Source organism: Streptomyces sp. NPDC087901, from assembly GCF_044742205.1.
GTDB lineage: Bacteria > Actinomycetota > Actinomycetes > Streptomycetales > Streptomycetaceae > Streptomyces.
The window spans coordinates 697,322-716,472 of the sequence record NZ_JBIUUC010000002.1 but is presented as its reverse complement, the minus strand read 5'-3'; the positions used below and the strand labels follow the sequence as shown (position 1 = coordinate 716,472).

The following is a 19,151-nucleotide window of genomic DNA, read 5'->3' as shown; positions in this document are numbered from 1 at the left end:
GGGGAGGGGCTAGCGGTGGAGTAACGCCCAGGTCTTGGAGCCGCCGGACGCGGTCAGCGCCGGGGCCAGCCCCCAGTCCCCGCCGTGTGCGTCCACCGCGGCGGCCAGCAGCCACATGCTGGCGCTGCGGTGCTCACGGCACTTCTCGGACTTCTCCGGCGATTCATGGGCCGGGTGCTGGTCGTAGAGCGTGATCCGCAGCGCGTCGAACTGCCAGTGGACCCGCAGGAGCATCTCCCGGTCCGGGGTGAAGCGGTAGGCGGCCGCGACCAGTTCCGAGGTGGCGAGGACCGCCGTCTCCGCGAGTTCGGCGAGACCGTGCCGGGTGAGCAGTTCGTCCACGGCGCGGCGGGCGAGGCCCGCGCAGAAGGCGCCGCCCGGAAGAGCGAACGAGTAGCTGAGATTGCTCGCCGCCGGCGGTTGTGGCCCGGCGGGTGCAAGGGCCGGGAGACAACGCAATGCGCCCTTCATCAAGTGCTGCTCACATTTCTCGTACGTGTGGTGACGATCACACACAAGGGCATGGTCGCCCCGTGTGAGACTTGCACTACCGACCGTAGCGCACGACTGGAGCACAGTGCTACTACTTGTGTGGTTCCGGTCATTTCGACACCCCCCACCCCCGGAGGACACGCACCTTGCCGCCCAGAAGCACCCCAACCGCACGGCAGCAACGACTCGGGTACGAACTGCGCAAACTGCGCGAGCAGTCGGGAATGACAGCACAGCAGGCCGCGGCTCTGCTCGGGGTCGACCGCACCCGCATCCCGAACATCGAGTCCGGCAGGTTCGGCATCAGCGCCGAGCGGGTCCGCACCCTGGCCTTCAACTACGGCTGCCCGGACACCGGCCTCGTAGACCTGCTGGCCGAGATGGCCCAGGAGCGGGCCCGGGGCTGGTGGGAGGAGCAACGCGGTCTACTGCTGCCGAGCCTGCTGGATATCGCCGAACTCGAGTTCCACGCAGTGGAGTTGGTCACCGCAACCACCACGCACATCCCCGGCCTGCTGCAGACCGAGGAGCACGCGCGGGCCGTCTTCGACACCGCCGACCCTCAACTGCCCCGACCCGATCTGATAGCCCGGCTCTCCCTGCGGCTGCGCCGCCAGGAAGTGCTCGAACGGGACCGGCCGCCACTCTACGAAGCGGTGGTCCACGAGGCCGCACTGCGGATGCAGTTCGGCGGCCCCAAGATCACCAGGGCACAGCTGGAACACATTCTCGACCAGTCCGAGCGCGACCGGATCACGGTCAGGGCCATCCCGTTCACAGCAGGCGGTTTCCCCGGAGCCGGACAGTCGTTCACCTATGTCGGCGCAGCCGTTCCGCAGCTCGATACCGTGCAGCTCGATTCCTCGCACGGTTCGATGCTGCTGGACGCGGATATGCAACTACGCAGATACCGAGGCCTGTTGGAGCGCCTGCGCACGCTCGCGCTGCCCGTCGAGGAATCGCGCGACTTCATCCGATGCATAGCCCAGGACCTCTGAGGAGAGAGATCATGAAGGAAATCCGCTGGGACGAAGCGTTCTGCAGCGAGGGTGCGAACTGCTTCCGTTTCGGAATCGACGACCAGGGCCGCGCCTACATCGGCTCCACGACCGACACGGCGACCTACGTCGGCGACTCCATCGAGGCGCTGCAGGCGCTGATCTTCGCGGTGAAGGCGGGCGCGGCTGACCATCTGCTCTGATCCGGCCCGTCCCGACCGTGCCCCTCGTGCGCTGCGCTCCGAGTACGCCGACTGTTCAGAGCTCATCACCACCGGGGGCCCGGCCCGGCCGATTATTCGACTTTCACGCGACTCATTCCCGCCTGCCTGACCCTCTGTATATACGCCTGACCTGCATTTATGACGCCCAGTGAGCGATTGTCGCCCGGACGGGCTTGGCGGAGGCCTTACCGCCGCTTTAACCTACGGTCTCGTAACCTACGAAGCCGTAGGTAATTCTCCCGTCCCCAGGAGCCCCCCGTGACGATCACCTCTCCCCACCTCGGCAGTTCACAGGCGTGGACCGACGCCCAACTGCTGTACGCGCTGGAAGAGGTGGTGGAGAAGGAGCTCAACCGCCATCTCAAGGTCGCCAAGGACTGGATGCCCCACGAGTACGTTCCGTTCTCCGACGGCCGGAACTTCCCCGGCGTCTTCGAGGACGGCCAGGCATGGGAGGCCGAGCAGTCCAAGGTCACGGACATCGGCAAGATCGCCCTGGTCGTGAACCTGCTGACCGAGGACAACCTCCCCAGCTACCACCACGAGATCGCCTCGCTCTTCGGCCGCGACGGAGCCTGGGGCACCTGGGTGCACCGCTGGACCGCCGAGGAGGGCCGCCACGGCATCGTGATGCGCGACTACCTGCTCACCTCGCGCGCGGTGGACCCGGACAAGCTGGAGCAGTTCCGGATGGCGCACATGGCGGAGGGCTTCGAGTCCGACAACCGCCACTCGATGCTGCACTCCGTGGCATACGTGGCGTTCCAGGAGCTGGCGACCCGGGTATCGCACCGCAACACCGGACACCAGTCGGGCGACCCCGTCTGCGACCGCATGCTGGCGCGGATCGCGACCGACGAGAACCTGCACATGGTGTTCTACCGCAACCTCCTCGGCGCAGCCTTCGAGCTCGCACCGGACCTGACGATGCAGTCCGTGCGCGACGTCGTCGTGAACTTCCGGATGCCCGGCCACGGCATGCCCGGGTTCGAGCGCGCCGCCGCGCAGATGGCGATCGGCGAGATCTACAACATGCGGATCCACCACGACGACGTCATCCAGCCGGTGCTGCGCTACCTGAAGGTGCTGGACATCGACGGCCTGGGCCCGGACGGACTCAAGGCCCAGGAGGAGCTCGGTCTGTACATGAACGGGCTGGACAGCGAGGCGTCGAAGTTCGACGCGAAGCTCGCCGCGCGCAAGGCGCGCGTGGCAGCCCGCGCCGCCCAGGCCTGACGGCCGGCGCGACACGACCCCGGCGGGGGGGCGGGCCACCTCGGCCCGCCCCCCGTTCGCAACGTTCGCGACGATCGCATCCCGGCACTCCCCTCCGGGCTGCTCTCATTCGCGCACTGTCACCTCCGCGTAGGCCGCGTCGCGCACATCCGCGTCCGGGTGGCGTCGCAGCAGTCTCAGCTGGGTACGCCACGGCCCGCTCCAGCCGGTCCGCCGGCCGGCCGCCGCAGCGAGCTCCACGGCCATGTGGCCGTGTGCGGGACCACCGTCCTCGGCAAGGCGCGCCACGAGCGCGAGCAGCGTTCCCCAGCCTTCCTCGCCGTGCGGCACCCCGATCCGTGTGCCGAGCACACCCGCCGTCCGGGCGGCGAGCACCGGACGGCCGTCGTGCAGGCGGGCCAGCCGGTCCAGGGCGGCGTACAGGGTGTCCGGCCCCGCATCCGGATCGACGGCCCTCACCAGGAGCTCCGCCGCCTGCGGTACGTGGTCCCGGTGGCCGGCGAGCAGCTCCCCGGCAGCGCCCAGCACGGGCCGCAGCGCGTCGTCGGTGCGCGCCCCCGCCGATGCGGCGAGGCGGTTCACGAGGTGGACGACCCGCTGCCGCCCCGCCCGGTCCCGCTCGCTGCCCGCGTCGTCCATGGCCACGGCGTCGGTGAGACTACGCAGCGCCCGCATGAGCGCCTGCGCCGCCTCAGGCGTCGCGGGTGCGGCGGTCACCAGCGCGTCCGCTGCCGACTGCCAGGAGCGGCGGCGGGCGAGATCCGTCGCCGCGGCCATCAGCACATCGCATGCGCCCGGCGCCCACGGCGTCCAGCGGGCCACCACGGCGTGGGCCGACGCCGCGAGTTCCTCGTCGTCCGTCTCGCACACCGCCCGTACCAGGCCTGCGTAGCGGGGCCGGTACGGCGCGGGCAGGTCCATGGGCCGCACGCGCAGTACGGCGGTGCGCAGTACCGCGGTGCCGGTTGCCGCGTCCGTGAGCAGGTCCCACATCCGCTCGTCACCTAGCAGCCCGGTGCCGCAGGCCACGGCGGCAGCCCGCACGTCGGGGTGCTGGCCGGACAGGCCGTACGCCTCGGCGACCAGCGCAGCGGCCCGTGGCCGGGGCAGCCGCGTCGCGGCGAGCCGTACGGCCTCCTTGCGGGCCGTCACCTTGCCGGTGCCCGGTGCGAGCCGCTCGCGCAGCAGGGGCCCGAGCACGGAGGGGCGGACGTCCTGCGAGGCGCGGCCGGCCGCGAAGACGGCGACCCTGGCGCGGTCACCCCCGCTGTGGGCGAGCAGCGCCGCCAGCACGTCCGGCGCCCGGTCCGTCCTGCCCAGTGCCGTGAGGGCGGCCTCCGCGAGCACGACGTCCTCGGAGCCTGTCCAGTCGAGCGCGGCCGCGGCGCCGGTCGAGGGGATGCGGGCCAGTGACCCGATCGCGGCGGCACGGGTGTACAGCGGCAGCTTCTCGTCCCGCGCGGCCCGCTCCAGGGCGCGCAGGGCGGCGCGCCGCTGGCGCGGCACCCAGCGGCGGACCCCGGCACCCGGCTCCACGGTCCACGGTGTGCCATGGGTCAGGAACCGGCCGTACGGCGGCGGATCTCCGAGATACGGGTCGAGGAGGTCGGTACGGCAGCCGGTGAGAACGCGCAGCACCTCGGGCAGGGCTCCGGCGGAGGGTTCGGCGGCCAGGAGCCGCTCCACACGCTCACTGCGGTGTGCGACCGGCTCCAGCCACAGCCCCACCGCGGTCCGCGCGGTGTTGTTCTCCCCGAAGCGCACGGCCTGCCACAGGAGGTCCTGCAACTCGGGCAGTCCGGCCGCGCGACGGCCGAGCGCCCTGGCCAGCGCGAGCACGAGTCCGTAGTCGGCCTTCTCCGCACCCGCCTCCAGCCAGGGCCGGAGCGCCTCGAACACGTCGGACTCCTGGCCGCGGCGCAGGGTCCGGTCGAGGCGTCCGAGGTCCGCTCCCCCGGTGTTCCCCGAGATCCGGACCAGGGTGCGCAGGGCCCAGTTGACGAGGGCGCGCTGCCCCGTCGCGGCGTGCTCGCGCAGCAGGGCCAGAGCGAGGGTGCTCAGGGCGTGCCGGGTGGCGTGCGAGGAGTCCCGGGCCTCGACGGCGTCGGCGGCTATCCGGTCCAGGGCGGGTTCCGCTGCGTCGGTGAAGAGGCCGGCCGGGACGGCCGCCAGTGCGTGGAGGGCTGTCGAACGGACCGGGTCCTGTTCGTTGCGGAGCCGCTCCATGTCGGCGAGCACGTCCGCGAGGCTGTCCGGGTCCCCCGCACGCCCGGCGTTCCCGATGAGCAGCGACCAGGCCTGCGCCCGGTCCTCGGCCAGGGGCGCGCGGGTGGCGGCGATCAGCCGCTCACGTACCTCGGCGACCGGCAGATACGACTCCGCGATCAGGACGGTGCTCCGGTCCGCTCCGCGTTCGGCCGCCAGCCGGGCCGTGCGCCGCGCCTCGTCGGCGACGCCGCTGCGCGGCAGCGCGTCGAGCAGCACGGTGTCCACGCAGATGCGGTTCCCCTCTCCTCGTCCGGCCGTGACCGAGGTGTAGAAGGCGGCGCGGCGGCCCGGCGGGAGGGCGGCAAGGAGGCGGGCGAGGGCCGTGGAATCCGGTGCCATGGCCCGGCCGAGCTCCACCACGAGTCCTTCGGGCGCGGTGCGGGCCAGCCGGTACAGGACGCTTCGCCCCAGCGCGGCGCCTCGCAGCGCCGGCCGGGCCCCCGGGCGCATCAGGAGCCGGATGAGCCGGTCGGGGCCGGCCGCGGCGAGTGCCCCGAGGCGGCTGGTCAGCGGCCACGGCAGGGTGGCCGGAGCGAAGCGTTCGAGCAGGTCGAGGACCCGCTCGGGGAGGGGCCCGACGGTGGCGGCGACGCCGGCGGCGTACCGGTGCCACCACTCGGCGCGGTGCGGCTCGGGCAGCGCCGCCAGGTGCCGCTCGCAGGCATCGAGGAGGAGGCCCGGATGCCGGCGCCCGAGGCCGCCCCAGCCACTTACGGCGTGCAGGAGTTCGGGCAGCAGCCGGGCCGCGGTCCCTGGCGTGCACCCCGGCAGCAGAACGGTGGCGTCCGTGTCGCCCCACTTCGCGCGAACCTCGTCGATCAGCCGGTCGGCGAGGTCGGCCCGCCCGTCGGCCACGACGGCCCGCAGGAGGCGGCGGCGTGCGGTACGCGGGACGTCGTCGAGGAGGTCCGCGTACGCCTCGTCCGGTACGCCGAGGCTGTACGCGACCCGCAGGGCATGCCCCTGCACGAAGGGGTCCCGGTCGGCGAGGTGCGCCGCGATCCAGTCCCGGTCCCCTCCCGCGGCCGCGGCGATGACCGCGGTTTCGCGCTCGTACGCATCGCCCCCGTCGAGTTCGTCCAGAACGGCACGCAGCCGTCCCGAAGCGGCCACATCACGCGCCCGTGCGGCGAGTTCACGCATGCGCCGCGGGTACGGGAGGGGATCGAGGGCGTTCAGCAGGGCATCGGTCATGGGGCGATTGTGCCGTGCGGGGGCAAGCCCTCCCCCGGGCTGCGCGGACCGTACTCTGTGCCGGTGAAACCAGTTACCCGCGTTGTCCTGTTCGGTGCGCCGATAGCCATCGTCGTCCCCCTGCTCTTCAACAGCGGCGGCGACTCGGAGCTGCCCACGAGCTCCCCCACCGCGAAGGCGCCGGTCGCCTCGTCCGCACAGGCGGACCCGTTCGTCGCGGCGGACGACGAGGAACGGCGGAAGCTCAACGCACGCGCCGCCGCGATGCCCCCGGGGCTGGCCGGGCCGAAGATGCGCGAGATCGCGTGGAAGCTGCTGGCCAGCGCCGAGGGATCGACCCTGGACTGGCGCAGCCAGTACGGCACGATCGAGGACACTGGCGACGGCACGGGGTACAGCGCCGGAATCGTCGGATTCTGCTCCGGTACGCACGACATGCTCGCGTTCGTCGAGTCGTTCACCGGGGACCATCCGGACAGTCCGCTGGCTCCGTTCGTCCCGGCGCTGCGCCAGGTCGACGGCTCCGCATCGCACGAGGGGCTGGACCCCGGATTCACAGCCGCCTGGAAGAAGTCGGCCGAGGACCCCGCCTTCCGAGCCGCTCAGGACCTGGTCCGGCTGAAGCAGTACTTCGAACCGGCCGTCCATCTGGCGAAACTGGACGGGCTCGGCGCCCTGGGCCAGTACATGTACTTCGACGCCATGGTGCTTCAGGGGCCCGGGTCCGAGGCGGACTCGTTCTACGGCATCCGGCAGGCAGCCCTGGCCGAGGCGGACACGGTCACGGAGGGCGGCGACGAGAGCGCCTATCTGGACGCCTTCCTGGACGCGGCGCGGACCGTGATGAAGTCGAAGACGAACCAGCAGGACACCTCACGCCTCGACACCGCTCAGCGGGCGTTCCTGGAGGACGGGAACCTGGCCCTGCAACCGCCGCTGACCTGGAAGATGTACGGCGAGACGTTCCGCATCCCGTCCTGACCCGGCAGTCCTGACCCGGCGGTCCTGACCCCGGCGGATACGGCCGCCGACCCGCTCCGACGACGATGTGGTCGTACGCGCTCAACTCGGCTTCTTCTCGTGGTCGACGCGTGTTCCGCAGTATTCACGGAGACCCGCAGGCCGATGCACGGAAGGCCGAAGTGTCACACGGTGAGGGCACGTTCACGCCTGGTCGCGGTCGACTCTGCGGAGCCGGTCGCGCTCCTTCTCGGAGAGACCACCCCATACGCCGAAGCGCTCGTCGTTGTCGAGTGCGTACTCCAGGCAGGCCAGTCGTCCCTCGCAGGCGTTGCAGAGCTGCTTGGCCTCACGGGTGGAGCTGCCGGGGGCGGGAAAGAAGAACTCGGGCCCCGTCTGGGCGCACAGCGCTGTCTCCTGCCAGGCGAGAGCGGGGTCGGTCGCGGTGTTGATCAGCATGCGCCACACAGTGCCCTGTCGCGATAAACGACTGATCAACGATCCATCAACCGGCAGGAAGAGCCGCTCCCCGCGAACCCCAGGCCGCCGCGCTGTCAGGCAGCGGGCGTCTCCGCGCTCTTGATCACGGCGAACGCGGCACCGTACGGATCGGCGACGTTGGCGAAGGTGCCCACACCCTTCATCTCCAGCGGTTCCAGCGTCAGCTTGCCGCCCAGTCGCTCGACCGCCGCCACCGTGGCATCGCAGTCGTCGACCTCGATGTACGGCAGCCAGTGGGGCCCGGCGGCGGCCCTGACGGGCACGGCGTCCAGCGGGACGAGCCCGCCGAAGGAGGTCTCCTCACCGCCGCCCGCCGTCCTGATGACGGTGTACGCGCCACCGCCGCCCGGATAGGGCATCTGGACGGTCTCCCAGCCGAAGACCGCGTCGTAGAACGCCGCGGCGGCCGGCACGTCCGGGGTGTACAGCTCGGCCCAGCAGAGGCTGCCCGGTTCGTCCACTACGCCGAGCCCCGGGTTCTGCTTCGGCTGCCAGACGCCGAAGTACGCACCGGCCCGGTCGGTGAACCCTCCCATCCGGCCGTACTCCAGGACGTCCATCGGTGTGAACGCCACCGTCCCGCCGGCCTTCTCCACTGCCTGCGCGGTGGCGTCGACGTCCGACGACTGGAAATACACCGACCAGGACGTCTTCGCCTGCTCCTCGGTGACCGTCATCGCGCCGCCGACCGTCTTCCCGTTCAGCATGAACATCCCGTAGCCACCGGTCTCGGGGCCTCCGGCCTCGTAGTCCCAGCCGAGGAGAGCGGTGTAGAAGGCCGTGGCCCCTTCGAGATCCGGTGTGCCCAGGTCCATCCAGTTGGGGGCTCCGTCAACAAAACGGGTGGTGAGCATCGTGCGCTCCTTCGGTGGTCCCGTTCTCGGACAGCAGGAATTCCTGACTCTCCGAGTCTTGCACCGGGCACCGACAACCGCAGTCCGTGCGTTCCCCGAAGGAAGCCGCCCGCAGTCCGTGCGTTCTCCGGGCGCAGCCGGCCGGAGAACGCCCCGCGTGTCAGCGTGTGACGCCCAGGGCCGGCAGCACCGTCTCCGCGACCCGGTAAGCCTCCTCCAGGAGCGGGTTGCCGGAGAGGATGAAGGTGTCGACCCCCAGGTCCTCGAACTCCTTGAGCCGTTCGACGACCTGCGCGGTCGAGCCCACCACCGCGGTGCCGGGCCCCGGCCGGAACAGGCTCATGCCCGGCCACATGTTGGGGTGGACCTCCAGCTCACGGGCGTGCGCGGGAACCTTTCCACCGTGCTGGCGGAACTGTCGCTGCCAGCCCACACCGTCCTCGCCCGCCCGGTCGCCGAGCTGACGGGCGTACGTCGCGTCGCTGGTGACGTCGAGCAGCCGGTCGGCGGCGGCCCAGGCCTCTTCCTCCGTGTCCCGGACGATCAGATGCAGCCGAAGGCCGATTCTGATCGTGCGTCCGTACGCGGCGGCCCTCGCCCGGACCTTCTCCAGCTTCTCCTTCAGCAGATGCGGCGGCTCCCCCCAGGTCAGGAAGACGTCGACGTGCTCGGCCGCCATCTCGATGCCGGGGTCGGACGAGCCGCCGAACCAGAGCGGGATGTGCCCGTCCTGGACCGGCTTCAGCTCCCGGAAGGAGGCTCCGGCGTTCTTCAGGTCGTAGAAGCGGCCCTTGTGGTCGAAGACCTCGCCGGCTGTCAGCCGCTTCACGATCGACCAGTACTCCGCGCTCAGCTCGTACCGCTCGTCGTGCTCCACATGGAGTCCGTACTCCTGGAGCGACTTCGTCGAACCGTTGACCACGTTGAAGCGCAGCCGGCCCCCGAAGAGCGTGTCGAAGCTGAGCGCCATCTTGGCGAGCAGCGTCGGCGAGACGAGTCCGGGGTGGACGGCGAGCAGGGGCTTGAACCGGGTGCTGGTCGACGCGGCCAGCGCACTGCCGAGCGGCCAGACGTCGTAGAGGTCGGTGGCCAGGAGCGCGCCGCTGTAGCCGAGCCGTTCGACCGTCCCGGCCAGCTGGCTCAGGTATCCGAGATCGACGGGGCGCCTGCCTTCGGGCTCCCAGGGGTAGGCGCCTTCGCGCGGAATGATGTACCAGAGGACTTCGGTCGCCATGTCGTCATACCGCCTTGTCGGCAGCGGTACGGGCGCGGGCGTGCGCCACGGTGACCGGGCGGTCGATGAATCCGGTCCGGTGGAAGATGTCGGCAGCCTCCTGCTGCTCGGCGATGAACGCGTCGGTGACGGGCTCGATCGTCCAGGGCAGCGAGGCGAGCGCGGTCTCCCAGTCGTCGGCCGATCCGCCGAGGTCCGCCGCGGCGATCTCGGCCGCCTGCCGGGGGTGGGCCGCCGCCCACTCGTCGGCGCGCTCGAGCGCCCGGGTCAGTGCCTCGACCACCTCGGGCCGGGATTCGGCGAGGTCTCGGCGGGTGAAGAAGACGGAACGGTCGCTGATGACGTCGCCGGTACGGACCAGGGTCCGCAGCCCGCCGGTGCGCCGCGCGGCGGCCAGCTCGGCTCCCTGGGCAACCCAGGCGGCGATCTCTCCGGTGCGCAGCAGCTGCTCGCTGTCGGCGTTGCTGCGGACGGCGGTGATGTCGTCGGCGTAGGACAGTCCGGCGTCGTCCAGTGCCTTGGCGATCAGATGGGTCTGCCAGGAGCCGATCGCCAGGTGGACGGTCGAGCCCTTGAGGCCGGCGACGGTCCGGACGGGGCTGTCCTCGGGGACGAGGACAGCGCCGTGTTCGGGGCGCGGGGCGGAGACGGCCGTGTAGACGATGTCGTGACCGGTGGCCTGCGCGGTGACGGGCGGGGTGGAGCCGGTGCCGCCGAAGTCGATGACGCCCCGGGTCAGGAGCTCTCCGGTGCGCACGCCGTTGGTGTACGGGTGGAAGACCACGCTCTCACCCAGCGGGGCCAGCTCCTCCTGGGCGAAGCCGAGGCGGGAGAGGTGGTACAGGTGGTAGAGGGACGGATTGCTGCTGTGGACACCGATGGTGATGGTCATTCAGATCACTCCTGCTTCGGTACGGACGAGGGAGGGAACAGAGGGTGCGGGGGCCTCGACGCCGAGGTCGGCGAGGAGGCGTCGGCGCAGGGCCGCGAAGGCGGGATCGCCGGGGTCGCGCGGCCGGCCCACCTCGACGGTCTCGTCGGTGACGAGCCGGCCGTCGCGCAGGACCGCGACTCGGTCGGCGAGCCGTACGGCCTCGTCGACGTCGTGGGTGACCAGCAGGACGGCGGGCCGGTGCCTGCGGCACAGCTCGCCGACCAGGTCCTGCATCTTCAGCCGGGTCAGCGCGTCGAGCGCGGCGAACGGCTCGTCGAGCAGCAGGAGTTCGGGTTCACGGACCAGGGCGCGAGCGAGTGCGACGCGCTGGGCCTCACCGCCGGAGAGGGTGGCCGGCCAGGCCTCGGAGTGGCGTTCGAGGCCGACTTCGGCCAGGGCCCGGAGCCCGTGTGCGGAGCGGCTGCGCGGCAGCGCGACCGTGACATTGGCGAGGACCTTCTTCGACGGGACGAGCCGGGGTTCCTGGAACACGATGGTGCGCGCCTCGGGGACGAGCACCTCTCCCCCGTCGGCACCGTCGAGGGCTCCGAGAATGCGCAGCAGAGTCGTCTTCCCGCTGCCACTTGCCCCGAGCAGGGCGACGAACTCGCCCCGGGAGATATCCAGTTGCAGGTCGTCGAGGACTGCACGGTTCCCGAAGACACGGCGCAGCCCTCTCACCCTTACGGCGGGCGCGGATGTCGTCTCGGTCATCGGGTGACTCCCTGAGGGGTGCGCCACGGCATCAGCAGGCGTTCCAGCAGCCGCACGAGGATGTCGGCGGCCAGCCCGAGGAGCCCGTAGACGAGGATGCAGACGGCGAGGATGTCGGTGCGTGCGTAGCTCTGCGCCTGGGACATCAGATAGCCGATGCCGGCGGTGGCGTTGATCTCCTCGGCGGCGATGAGCGCGATGACGCTGAGTGTCATCGACAGGCGCAGCCCGGCGAGCAGGGACGGCAGGGCGCCGGGCAGGACGACTTCGCGTACGAGGGCGAGGCGCCCCATGCCGAAGCTCCGCATGGCCTCGATGAGTTTCGGGTCGGTGTTGCGGACTCCGCTCGATGTCGACACGTACATCGGGAAGGTGGTGGCGACGGCGATGAGGAGGATCTTCGCCGTCTCGTTGATCCCGAACCAGACCATGAACAGCGGTACCAGGGAGAGGAAGGGGATGGTGCGCAGGGTCTGGAGCGAGGAGTCGAGGAGTTCGTCGCCGAGGCGGGTGAATCCGGTGGTGATGCCGAGTGTCAGCCCTGCGGCGAGGCCTATCAGGAGGCCGAGACCGGAACGGGTGAGGGAGGTGGTGAGTGCGTCGGGCAGCTGTCCGTTGCCCCACAACTCGCCTACGGCCCGGAGCACTTCACCGGGGGATGCCAGGACGTCGGGGGTCAGGAGCCCGGTGGCGGATGCCACCCACCACAGGGCCAGCAGCAGGGCCGGACCGATGGTGCGCACGCCGAGCGCGTAGCCCCGGCTGCGGGCCCTGCGGAGCTGGGGGCGGGGCCGGACGAGTCCGGGGGGCGCGGCGGCGGTGTCGCCCGGGCCGGGGCTCGGCCGGACGAGTCCGGGCGCCGCGGCGGCCGTGTCGCTCATGCCAGTTTCCCGACGTCGAGCAGGTGCGCGGCGACATCGACCTCGGCCTTGGTGACCTTCTGCTCGGCGTAGAACGAGGCGACGTCCTTGAAGCGCGCGATGTCCTCGGGGCCGATGGGGTCGACGGTGCCGCCCTCCGCCGTGAATCCCGTCTGGACCTCCTTGGCCTTTCCGGTCACGGCGGTGGGGCCGACGTCCGTGAAGACGTTGAGGTACGCGGCCGGGTTCTGCTTCTCCTCGGCGCTGGCCTCGTGGAGGTACTGGTAGAGGGCCTTCACGACCTTCGGGTGCTGCTCGGCGAACTCCGTCCGTACGGCGTTGAGGCTGTAGTTGTCCGAGCCGATCGCCGCGCCGTCGGCGACGAAGTGCGCCTTGCCGCTGCCGATCTCGGCGACCGCGTAGGTGGCCCATACGGCCCAGGCGTCGACCTTGCCGGCGTTGAAGACCGCGGCGGTCTGGTCGGGCCGCAGATAGACCCGGGTGACCTTGTCCGCCGGGATGCCGGCCTTGGCGAGGGCCTTGAGCAGCAGGTACTCACCGGTGCCGCCCTGGTTGACGGCTACCTTCTTGCCCACGAGATCGGCCACCGACCCGATGTCCGAGCCGTTCCTGACGAGGATGCCCTCCCCCGCGGCGTCCGGGTCGACGGCGGTGAAGAACTTGAAGCCGGGCCGCTGGGCGAGCGAGGTGATGCCGGAGGTGATGGACCCCGTGGCGATGTCCAGCTGGTCCGCGTTCATCGCCTGGGCGGCCGGGGCGAACGGGCCTGCGCTGCCCGTCCACTGCACCTTCGCACCCGCCTTGGACAGGGCCTTGTCGAGGCTGCCGTCCTTCTTGCCGAGGGCGAGCACACCGGAGTTGCCGGGGTCGGGGATGCGGACGGTCACGGTCGCCTTGCTGCCGGAGCCCTGCGCTGCGCTGTCGGCCTCGGACGTGCCGCAGGCGGTGAGGGCGACGAGCGCGGAGATCGTGAGCAGCGCCGGAACGGCTGCCGTACGCAGTGGTCGGGGGAGATTCATTATGAGGGTTCCTCTGGGCTCAGGTGGGCGGAGGTTCGGCGGGCCAGGGCGACTGCGCGGCGCAGCGGCTCCGGGTCGGCCCAGGCCGCGACGTCGACGGGCTCGGGCAGGAAGCCGTGGGCGCGCAGCCCGGCCTCCTGCGCGGCGAGCAGGCCGAGGCGTTCGGCGGACAGGTCGGGGTGGAGGGTCAGGTGGGTGCCGGGGCGGTAGGCGCCGGCGACTCCGTCGGCGCCCGCCCCGGTCTCGGCGCCGAGGATGCGGGCCACCTCGTCGGGCTGCCCGGCGGCCCAGTCGGCGGCCCTCAGCAGGACCGCGAGGAAGCGGTCGACGAGGCCGGGGTGCTCGTCGAGGAGCTGCTGATGGACGGTGATGGGACGCGGGGTGCCGTTGTTGACGCGGAAGCGGCGGTCGGGCAGGTCATCGAGTTCGACGGCCACTTCGGCACCGGCCCGGCGGGCCGCCTCGACGGCCAGCGCACCCTTCACGTACACGGCGTCGACGTCGCCGCGGCGCAGCGCCGCCAGTTCGGCCGCCCACTGGCCGGTGTGCCCGTCGGCGGGTACGTCGACGAGTGAGGCGTCCTCCAGGGCGAGTCCGGCGGAGGCGAGCGCCCCCTCGAAGCCGCGCAGGGCCATGGCACGCCAGAAGTCGATGGCGATGTCGTGCTTCGGCACGGCGAGCCGCAGCCCGCGCAGTGCTTCGGCGCCCCGGATTCCGGAGCCCGGTGCGACCAGGACGGTCTGCCGTTCCTCGATCCAGGTGAGGCCGATCAGCCGGGTGTGCTCGCCCCGCGAACGGGCCCACAGGGCGGGGACGTTGCCGCCCTCCCGGAAAAGGCCGGGCAGGGCGTGGGTGTAGTGCGCGGCGCGGTCGGCATCCGGGGAGGCGTCCTGGAGGGAGCGCACGGAAATGCCGTCGGTGGCGAACTCGTCGGTGAGCCACTGCCGGTCGGCGGCGATGCCGGTGGCGGTGGGTACGGGACAGCGGGTGAACCAGAGGGTCCGGGGCAGGACGGCAGGCGTCATGGAGTCTTCCCGAGGATCGGCGAAGCGGGGGGAGCCGGCGGGCGCGGCACGTACGTCCCGGAGCCGGGAGGGGTACGTACGGCAGGGGCCCGTGACGCGTCGGAGCGACGCGTCAGGCGTGAAGAGAACGTGCGGGGAGGGTCAGCGACAGGCGGCGCTTGACACGCGGGCCAGGTCGATGTGACGGCGCAGCGTGAGGGCGAGCGGGACCGGAGCGGCGTGGGCGGGGGTCGCGGTTCGGCGGCCGGCCATGGCACTGCTCCCTTCAGCTCGTCGGTGGTGACGGCTGCAGCCTGCCACGGGGCGACGCCCGGCCACAACTCGCTTCCCATGATGTGGGATTACGTATGAACGCAGTGTTTCACCAGGCAGTTTCCACCCGGTGGGACTCCCGCAATGTGGCAACGTCGGACCCCGCATCCCCACGAGCGGAGAGTGAACCCACATGACCCAGGCGGCCGCAGTACGCGCTCCCGGCGGGGCCCAGGCGGTACAGCGCGCCCTGGACGTCCTGCACTGTTTCCACGACAACGGCCCCGATCTGAGCGCCTCCGATCTGGCCCGCCGCCTCACGCTGTCGGTGTCCACGGCCCACCGGCTGGCCCGCACCCTGCTCGGTGCCGGGTTCCTGGAGCAGGACGCCCGGACGTCCCGCTACCGGCTCGGCCCGGCCGTGACCGAACTGGGCAGGCTCTCCTACCATCAGCGCGGTCTGCATCTGGCCGCCCCCGAGCTGGCCGATCTCGCCGATCGCACGGGCGCCACCGCCGACCTGGCCCTGCGCAGCGGACCGCACGCGGTGATCGTCGCGGGTGGTTCGGTGACCCCCAAGGTGGGTCTGCGCCGGCCGTTGCACTCCACCGCACTGGGCAAGGTGCTGCTGGCCTGGGCGCGGCCCGGCGAGGGCGGCCCCTCCTCGCTGCCCCCGCTGCCCGCCTTCACCGACCGGACGATCGTCGAACCTGCGGCCCTGGAGGCGGAGCTGGCACGGGTGCGGTCCGCCGCGTACGCCGTCAACGACGGCGAGTCGGCCCACGGGGTACGGACCCTGGCGGTGCCGGTGCTGGACGGCGCCGGGCACGCCCGTTTCGCCCTGGCGGTACGAGCCACCCCATCCGTGATCACCGAGACGCGCACCGACTGGTTCCTGGTGCAGGCGCGGTCCTGCGCACGCGCCCTGGAGGTGCTTCTGCTGTCACCGGCGGAGCGGCGGCCTCCCACGCCCTGAGCCCTCCGCCGGACCCCGCTGTCAGTCGCGCGTGGGACGATATGAGTCGCTCCGGGCGGAATCCGGAAAGCGCGGCGGCAACGCGGCGGGGACAGAAGGAACGACATGACTCAGTCCGGTTCCACGGAGGGCGGGGCGCCGACCGGGCGTGCCGCCCGGGAGCTGCTGGCGCGGGCCGACGGGCTGCTCGGCGCCGCGCGGGGGGTCCTCGCGGACCACGCCTGTGCTGTCGGCGCCGTGCGCACGGCTCTGGACCCGCTGCTCGACGCCCTCGTCCGCGAGGAGCTGTCGGCCATCCCGGTGTCCCGGCTCAAGGACGTCACCGAGGGCCGGCTGCGGCTCGGCGCCGTCGAGCAGGCCGGCTTCACGACGGTGGGGCAGGTGTACGGGGCCAGCCGCTACGAGCTCCGCCAGATTCCCGGCGTGGGCGCGCAGACGGCCGATCAGACCCTGGCCGCGGCGGGCCAGATCGCACACGCGGTGCGCGACACCGTCGCCCTGCGGATAGATGTGGACACCCCCGACGACGCCACGACCGCCCTGGTCACCGCGTTGTACCGGCTGGTCGAGGCCGGGCCGGACGTGCGGCGGGCCGTGGACGGGGCCCGCCGGCTGGCCGACCGCCTGGAGCCGCTGCTGGCTGCGGCCGGTCCGGCCCGGGGGCGGCTGCGAATGGTCTTCGCCCGGCGCCGGCTCCGGGCACAGGCACTGGAGGCCGTCGTCTCCGTGTGGGCGGCCGTCGCCGACGCGGTGGAGCGCGAACTCCCTCTGCTGTTCGGCCAGGTGTCGGTCGATCTGCTGCGGGACCCGGAGTCCGACGTCGCGGCCTGGGTCGACTTCGAGCTGCGGTCCGCGGAGTACTACAGCTTGCTGGCGGAGATGTCCGGCACCGGTCCGGACCGGGACGCGGCCGAGGGCTTCCTGCCGTCCGGGATCGCCGACCGGGTGCGCGGACTGCGGCTGGACGACGCCCGGCTGCGGGTCTCACTGCGCGGCTACCAGTCCTTCGGCGCGCGCTTCGCGCTCGCGCAGAAGCGGGTGATCCTCGGCGACGAGATGGGGCTCGGCAAGACCGTGCAGGCCATCGCCGCGCTGGCCCATCTCGCGGCACGCGGGGAGACGCACTTCCTGGTGGTGTGCCCCGCGAGTGTGCTGATCAACTGGACGCGGGAGATCCGTGCCCGCTCCACGCTGCGCGCCCTGCCGGTGCACGGTCCTGAGCGGCAGGGCGCGTTCGCCGAGTGGCGCGAGAGCGGCGGGGTCGCGCTGACCACCTTCGACGCCCTGCACACCCTTCCCCTCGCGGGCGACAGCGGTGTGCGGCCCGGCATGCTCGTCGTGGACGAGGCCCATTACGTCAAGAATCCGGCCACCCGTCGCTCCCGTGCGGTGTCCGGCTGGTCGGCGGGGACCGAGCACGTGCTCTTCCTGACGGGCACCCCGATGGAGAACCGGGTGGAGGAGTTCCGCAGCCTCGTCCGCCATCTCCAGCCCGAACTGGCCCCCTCGGTCAACACCACGCACGGCGTCGCCGGTTCGCAGGCCTTCCGCCGGGCCGTCGCCCCCGCCTATCTGCGCCGCAACCAGCAGGACGTGCTCACCGAACTCCCCGCACTCGTGCAGGTCGACGAGTGGGAGGAGTTCAGCGAGGCCGATCAGCGGGCCTACCACGAGGCGGTGTCCGCCGGGCACTTCATGCGGATGCGCCGGGCAGCGTATGCCCACCCCGCCACGTCCGCGAAGCTGAACCGGCTGCGCGAGCTGGTCGGGGAAGCGGCGGACAACGGCTTGAAGGTCGTCGTGTTCTCCTCCTTCCGCGAGGTGCTCGAAACGGTCCACCACACCCTGGGGGAAGGTGTGTTCGGACCGTTGTCGGGAAGCGTCCCGGCCGCCCGGCGGCAGCAGCTGATCGACGGCTTCGCCGCGGCGGACGGTCACGCGGTACTGCTCAGCCAGATCCAGGCGGGCGGGATCGGGCTGAACATGCAGGCCGCCTCGGTCGTCATCCTCTGCGAGCCGCAGATCAAACCGACGATGGAGCACCAGGCCGTGGCCCGCGCGCACCGGATGGGACAGATACGCACGGTCCAGGTCCACCGGCTCCTCGCGCCGGACAGCGTCGACCAGCGGATGCTGGACATCCTGGCCCGCAAGGAGCGGCTGTTCGACGCGTACGCACGGCGCAGCGACGTCGCCGAGACGACGCCGGACGCCGTGGACGTGTCGGACGGGTCGCTGGCCCGCCGCATCGTCGAGGAGGAACAGCAGCGCCTCGCCACGGCGGCGGACGCGGCGCGTTAATGCCCGCCGTGCGCCGAGGTACCCCCGGTCTCCTTCGCCTCCGGTGATGACGCCATGGTGTGCCCCTCGTGCCCCGGCACGGTCCCGTCCGCCTTGGCGACCAGCAGCATTCCGGCCATGCCCATGTCGGAGTGGCTCTGCACATGGCAGTGGTACATCCAGGCGCCGGCACCCACGTGTTCACCCGCGATGACCTGGAAGCCGAAGGAGTCCGCAGGCCCGACGATCTTCGTGTCGATGACCCGGCTCGGGTCGTCGGGTCCGGTCAGCAGGCCCGTACGGTTGTCCGCCCAGCGGTGACCGTGGATATGGAACGTGTGGTAGTACTCGCCATGCGTGATCATGACGACTTCGAGCCGGTCCCCCACCGTGGCCTCGAAGTCCGGGCTCTTGTCGGCGGGCTTGTTGTTGATCGTCATGTCGTTGAAGACGATCGTGATGGTCTTGTCGGGCAGGATGTCGCCCTTGCGCCGCACGATCACCGGTCCGTAGAGCCCCTTACGGATCCCGCCCGTGCCGTGGTCCGTACCGACGACGTGGTCGTGGTAGTGCCAGTAGCCCGCGCTGCCCGGCTGCCAGGTGCCGTCCTTGCGCCGGCCCGGGACGTGGGTGCGCCAGGTGTACGTGCGGGTCTCGCCCGGTTCGACGATGCTCTTGTTCATCCGGGTACCGTCGCTCGCGATGTCGTAGTCGACGCCGTGCGCATGGAGGCTGGCCGCCACGTCCATCGTGTTCTCGAACTCGATGTGCAGGGTGTCGCCCTCGTTGATCTCGATCAGCGGTCCGGGAATCGACGCCTTGCCCTTCTCGAACCCGTACCCCATCGAGCCGTCCGCCAACTTCTCGGCGTACAGCTTGAGATGGCGCACCACCCCTCCCGCAGGTGCTGTCGGGGGCGGGTTCTCCGCGGAGGTGGCCTCGATCGCACCGAGGGACAACGATGTCACGCCGGTCGCCGCCACCACCCCGCCGCCCATCAGCATCCGCCGGTTGAAGCTCCTGCGGTCCATGTCGAACTCCCCACTGTTGGACGGGTCTTGCGGAGAAAGCCGAGACAACCACGGCATGAGGCACGGAGATACGCAGAC

Annotated in this window: 18 protein-coding genes; 6 read left to right on the top strand and 12 right to left on the bottom strand. The window is 71.4% G+C overall.

Going from position 1 to position 19,151, the window contains the following annotated elements; all coding sequences use genetic code 11:
* Positions 1–9 precede the first annotated feature (9 nt).
* The gene (locus ACIOEW_RS08605) at positions 10–471 is read right to left on the bottom strand and encodes an ATP-binding protein (RefSeq protein WP_362541807.1); all 462 of its coding nucleotides are present in this window, start codon (positions 469–471) and stop codon (positions 10–12) included.
* Positions 472–638: 167 nt separating this feature from the next.
* Here ACIOEW_RS08605 and ACIOEW_RS08600 point away from each other — a divergent pair, with 167 nt between their 5' ends.
* The 3 genes from ACIOEW_RS08600 (at position 639) to ACIOEW_RS08590 (ending at position 2,950) form a co-directional block, all read left to right on the top strand.
* Complete coding sequence (locus ACIOEW_RS08600; protein ID WP_362541810.1) at positions 639–1,490, top strand: Scr1 family TA system antitoxin-like transcriptional regulator; 852 nt, start codon at positions 639–641, stop codon at positions 1,488–1,490.
* A gap of 11 nt (positions 1,491–1,501) precedes the next feature.
* Positions 1,502–1,693, top strand: coding sequence for a hypothetical protein (locus tag ACIOEW_RS08595; RefSeq protein WP_362541813.1), 192 nt, complete (start codon positions 1,502–1,504; stop codon positions 1,691–1,693).
* Between the two features lie 279 nt (positions 1,694–1,972).
* Positions 1,973–2,950 (top strand): acyl-ACP desaturase, encoded by a 978-nt coding sequence (locus ACIOEW_RS08590; protein WP_362541816.1) that lies wholly within the window; start codon positions 1,973–1,975, stop codon positions 2,948–2,950.
* A gap of 105 nt (positions 2,951–3,055) precedes the next feature.
* Here the strand turns inward: ACIOEW_RS08590 and ACIOEW_RS08585 are convergent, their stop codons facing one another.
* Entirely contained in the window at positions 3,056–6,412 is a 3,357-nt protein-coding gene (locus tag ACIOEW_RS08585) for a hypothetical protein (protein ID WP_401962586.1), read from the bottom strand.
* Positions 6,413–6,475: 63 nt separating this feature from the next.
* Between ACIOEW_RS08585 and ACIOEW_RS08580 the strand changes: the two genes are divergently transcribed.
* Positions 6,476–7,393 carry a chitosanase gene (locus ACIOEW_RS08580; protein WP_401962583.1) on the top strand — a complete coding sequence of 306 codons (918 nt, stop codon included), beginning with the start codon at positions 6,476–6,478 and terminating at the stop codon, positions 7,391–7,393.
* Positions 7,394–7,576: 183 nt separating this feature from the next.
* Here ACIOEW_RS08580 and ACIOEW_RS08575 read toward each other — a convergent pair whose 3' ends face one another.
* The 9 genes from ACIOEW_RS08575 to ACIOEW_RS08535 all read right to left on the bottom strand — a co-directional run bounded on the left by ACIOEW_RS08575 (position 7,577) and on the right by ACIOEW_RS08535 (position 14,786).
* Positions 7,577–7,831 (bottom strand): WhiB family transcriptional regulator, encoded by a 255-nt coding sequence (locus tag ACIOEW_RS08575; protein WP_362541825.1) that lies wholly within the window; start codon positions 7,829–7,831, stop codon positions 7,577–7,579.
* A gap of 95 nt (positions 7,832–7,926) precedes the next feature.
* The gene (locus tag ACIOEW_RS08570; RefSeq protein WP_401962579.1) at positions 7,927–8,727 is read right to left on the bottom strand and encodes a VOC family protein; all 801 of its coding nucleotides are present in this window, start codon (positions 8,725–8,727) and stop codon (positions 7,927–7,929) included.
* Between the two features lie 160 nt (positions 8,728–8,887).
* On the bottom strand, positions 8,888–9,961 hold the full coding sequence (locus tag ACIOEW_RS08565; protein WP_401962576.1) for an LLM class flavin-dependent oxidoreductase: 1,074 nt from the start codon (positions 9,959–9,961) through the stop codon (positions 8,888–8,890).
* Between the two features lie 4 nt (positions 9,962–9,965).
* Entirely contained in the window at positions 9,966–10,853 is an 888-nt protein-coding gene (locus ACIOEW_RS08560; RefSeq protein ID WP_362541832.1) for an ABC transporter substrate-binding protein, read from the bottom strand.
* The gene (locus ACIOEW_RS08555; protein ID WP_401962573.1) at positions 10,854–11,609 is read right to left on the bottom strand and encodes an ABC transporter ATP-binding protein; all 756 of its coding nucleotides are present in this window, start codon (positions 11,607–11,609) and stop codon (positions 10,854–10,856) included.
* Positions 11,606–12,490: an ABC transporter permease gene (locus ACIOEW_RS08550; RefSeq protein WP_401962570.1), complete on the bottom strand. Its 885-nt coding sequence runs from the start codon at positions 12,488–12,490 to the stop codon at positions 11,606–11,608. The genes ACIOEW_RS08555 and ACIOEW_RS08550 overlap by 4 nt, the downstream gene beginning before the upstream one ends.
* Positions 12,487–13,509, bottom strand: a complete 1,023-nt coding sequence (locus ACIOEW_RS08545) for an NrtA/SsuA/CpmA family ABC transporter substrate-binding protein (RefSeq protein ID WP_401962567.1) — start codon at positions 13,507–13,509, stop codon at positions 12,487–12,489. The genes ACIOEW_RS08550 and ACIOEW_RS08545 overlap by 4 nt, the downstream gene beginning before the upstream one ends.
* Positions 13,509–14,534, bottom strand: a complete 1,026-nt coding sequence (locus tag ACIOEW_RS08540; protein WP_401962564.1) for an ABC transporter substrate-binding protein — start codon at positions 14,532–14,534, stop codon at positions 13,509–13,511. Before ACIOEW_RS08540 ends, ACIOEW_RS08545 begins: the two co-directional genes overlap by 1 nt.
* A 141-nt stretch (positions 14,535–14,675) precedes the next feature.
* A complete protein-coding gene (locus ACIOEW_RS08535; RefSeq protein ID WP_311309001.1) occupies positions 14,676–14,786 on the bottom strand; it encodes a putative leader peptide in 111 nt (36 codons plus the stop codon).
* Between the two features lie 193 nt (positions 14,787–14,979).
* On the opposite strand from ACIOEW_RS08535, the gene ACIOEW_RS08530 reads away from it, so the two are divergent.
* Positions 14,980–15,762 (top strand): IclR family transcriptional regulator, encoded by a 783-nt coding sequence (locus ACIOEW_RS08530; protein WP_401962560.1) that lies wholly within the window; start codon positions 14,980–14,982, stop codon positions 15,760–15,762.
* Between the two features lie 105 nt (positions 15,763–15,867).
* Complete coding sequence (locus ACIOEW_RS08525; protein WP_401962558.1) at positions 15,868–18,063, top strand: DEAD/DEAH box helicase; 2,196 nt, start codon at positions 15,868–15,870, stop codon at positions 18,061–18,063.
* Here ACIOEW_RS08525 and ACIOEW_RS08520 read toward each other — a convergent pair.
* Entirely contained in the window at positions 18,060–19,073 is a 1,014-nt protein-coding gene (locus tag ACIOEW_RS08520; RefSeq protein WP_401962556.1) for a multicopper oxidase domain-containing protein, read from the bottom strand. The genes ACIOEW_RS08525 and ACIOEW_RS08520 overlap by 4 nt on opposite strands.
* Between the last annotated feature and the right edge of the window lie 78 nt (positions 19,074–19,151).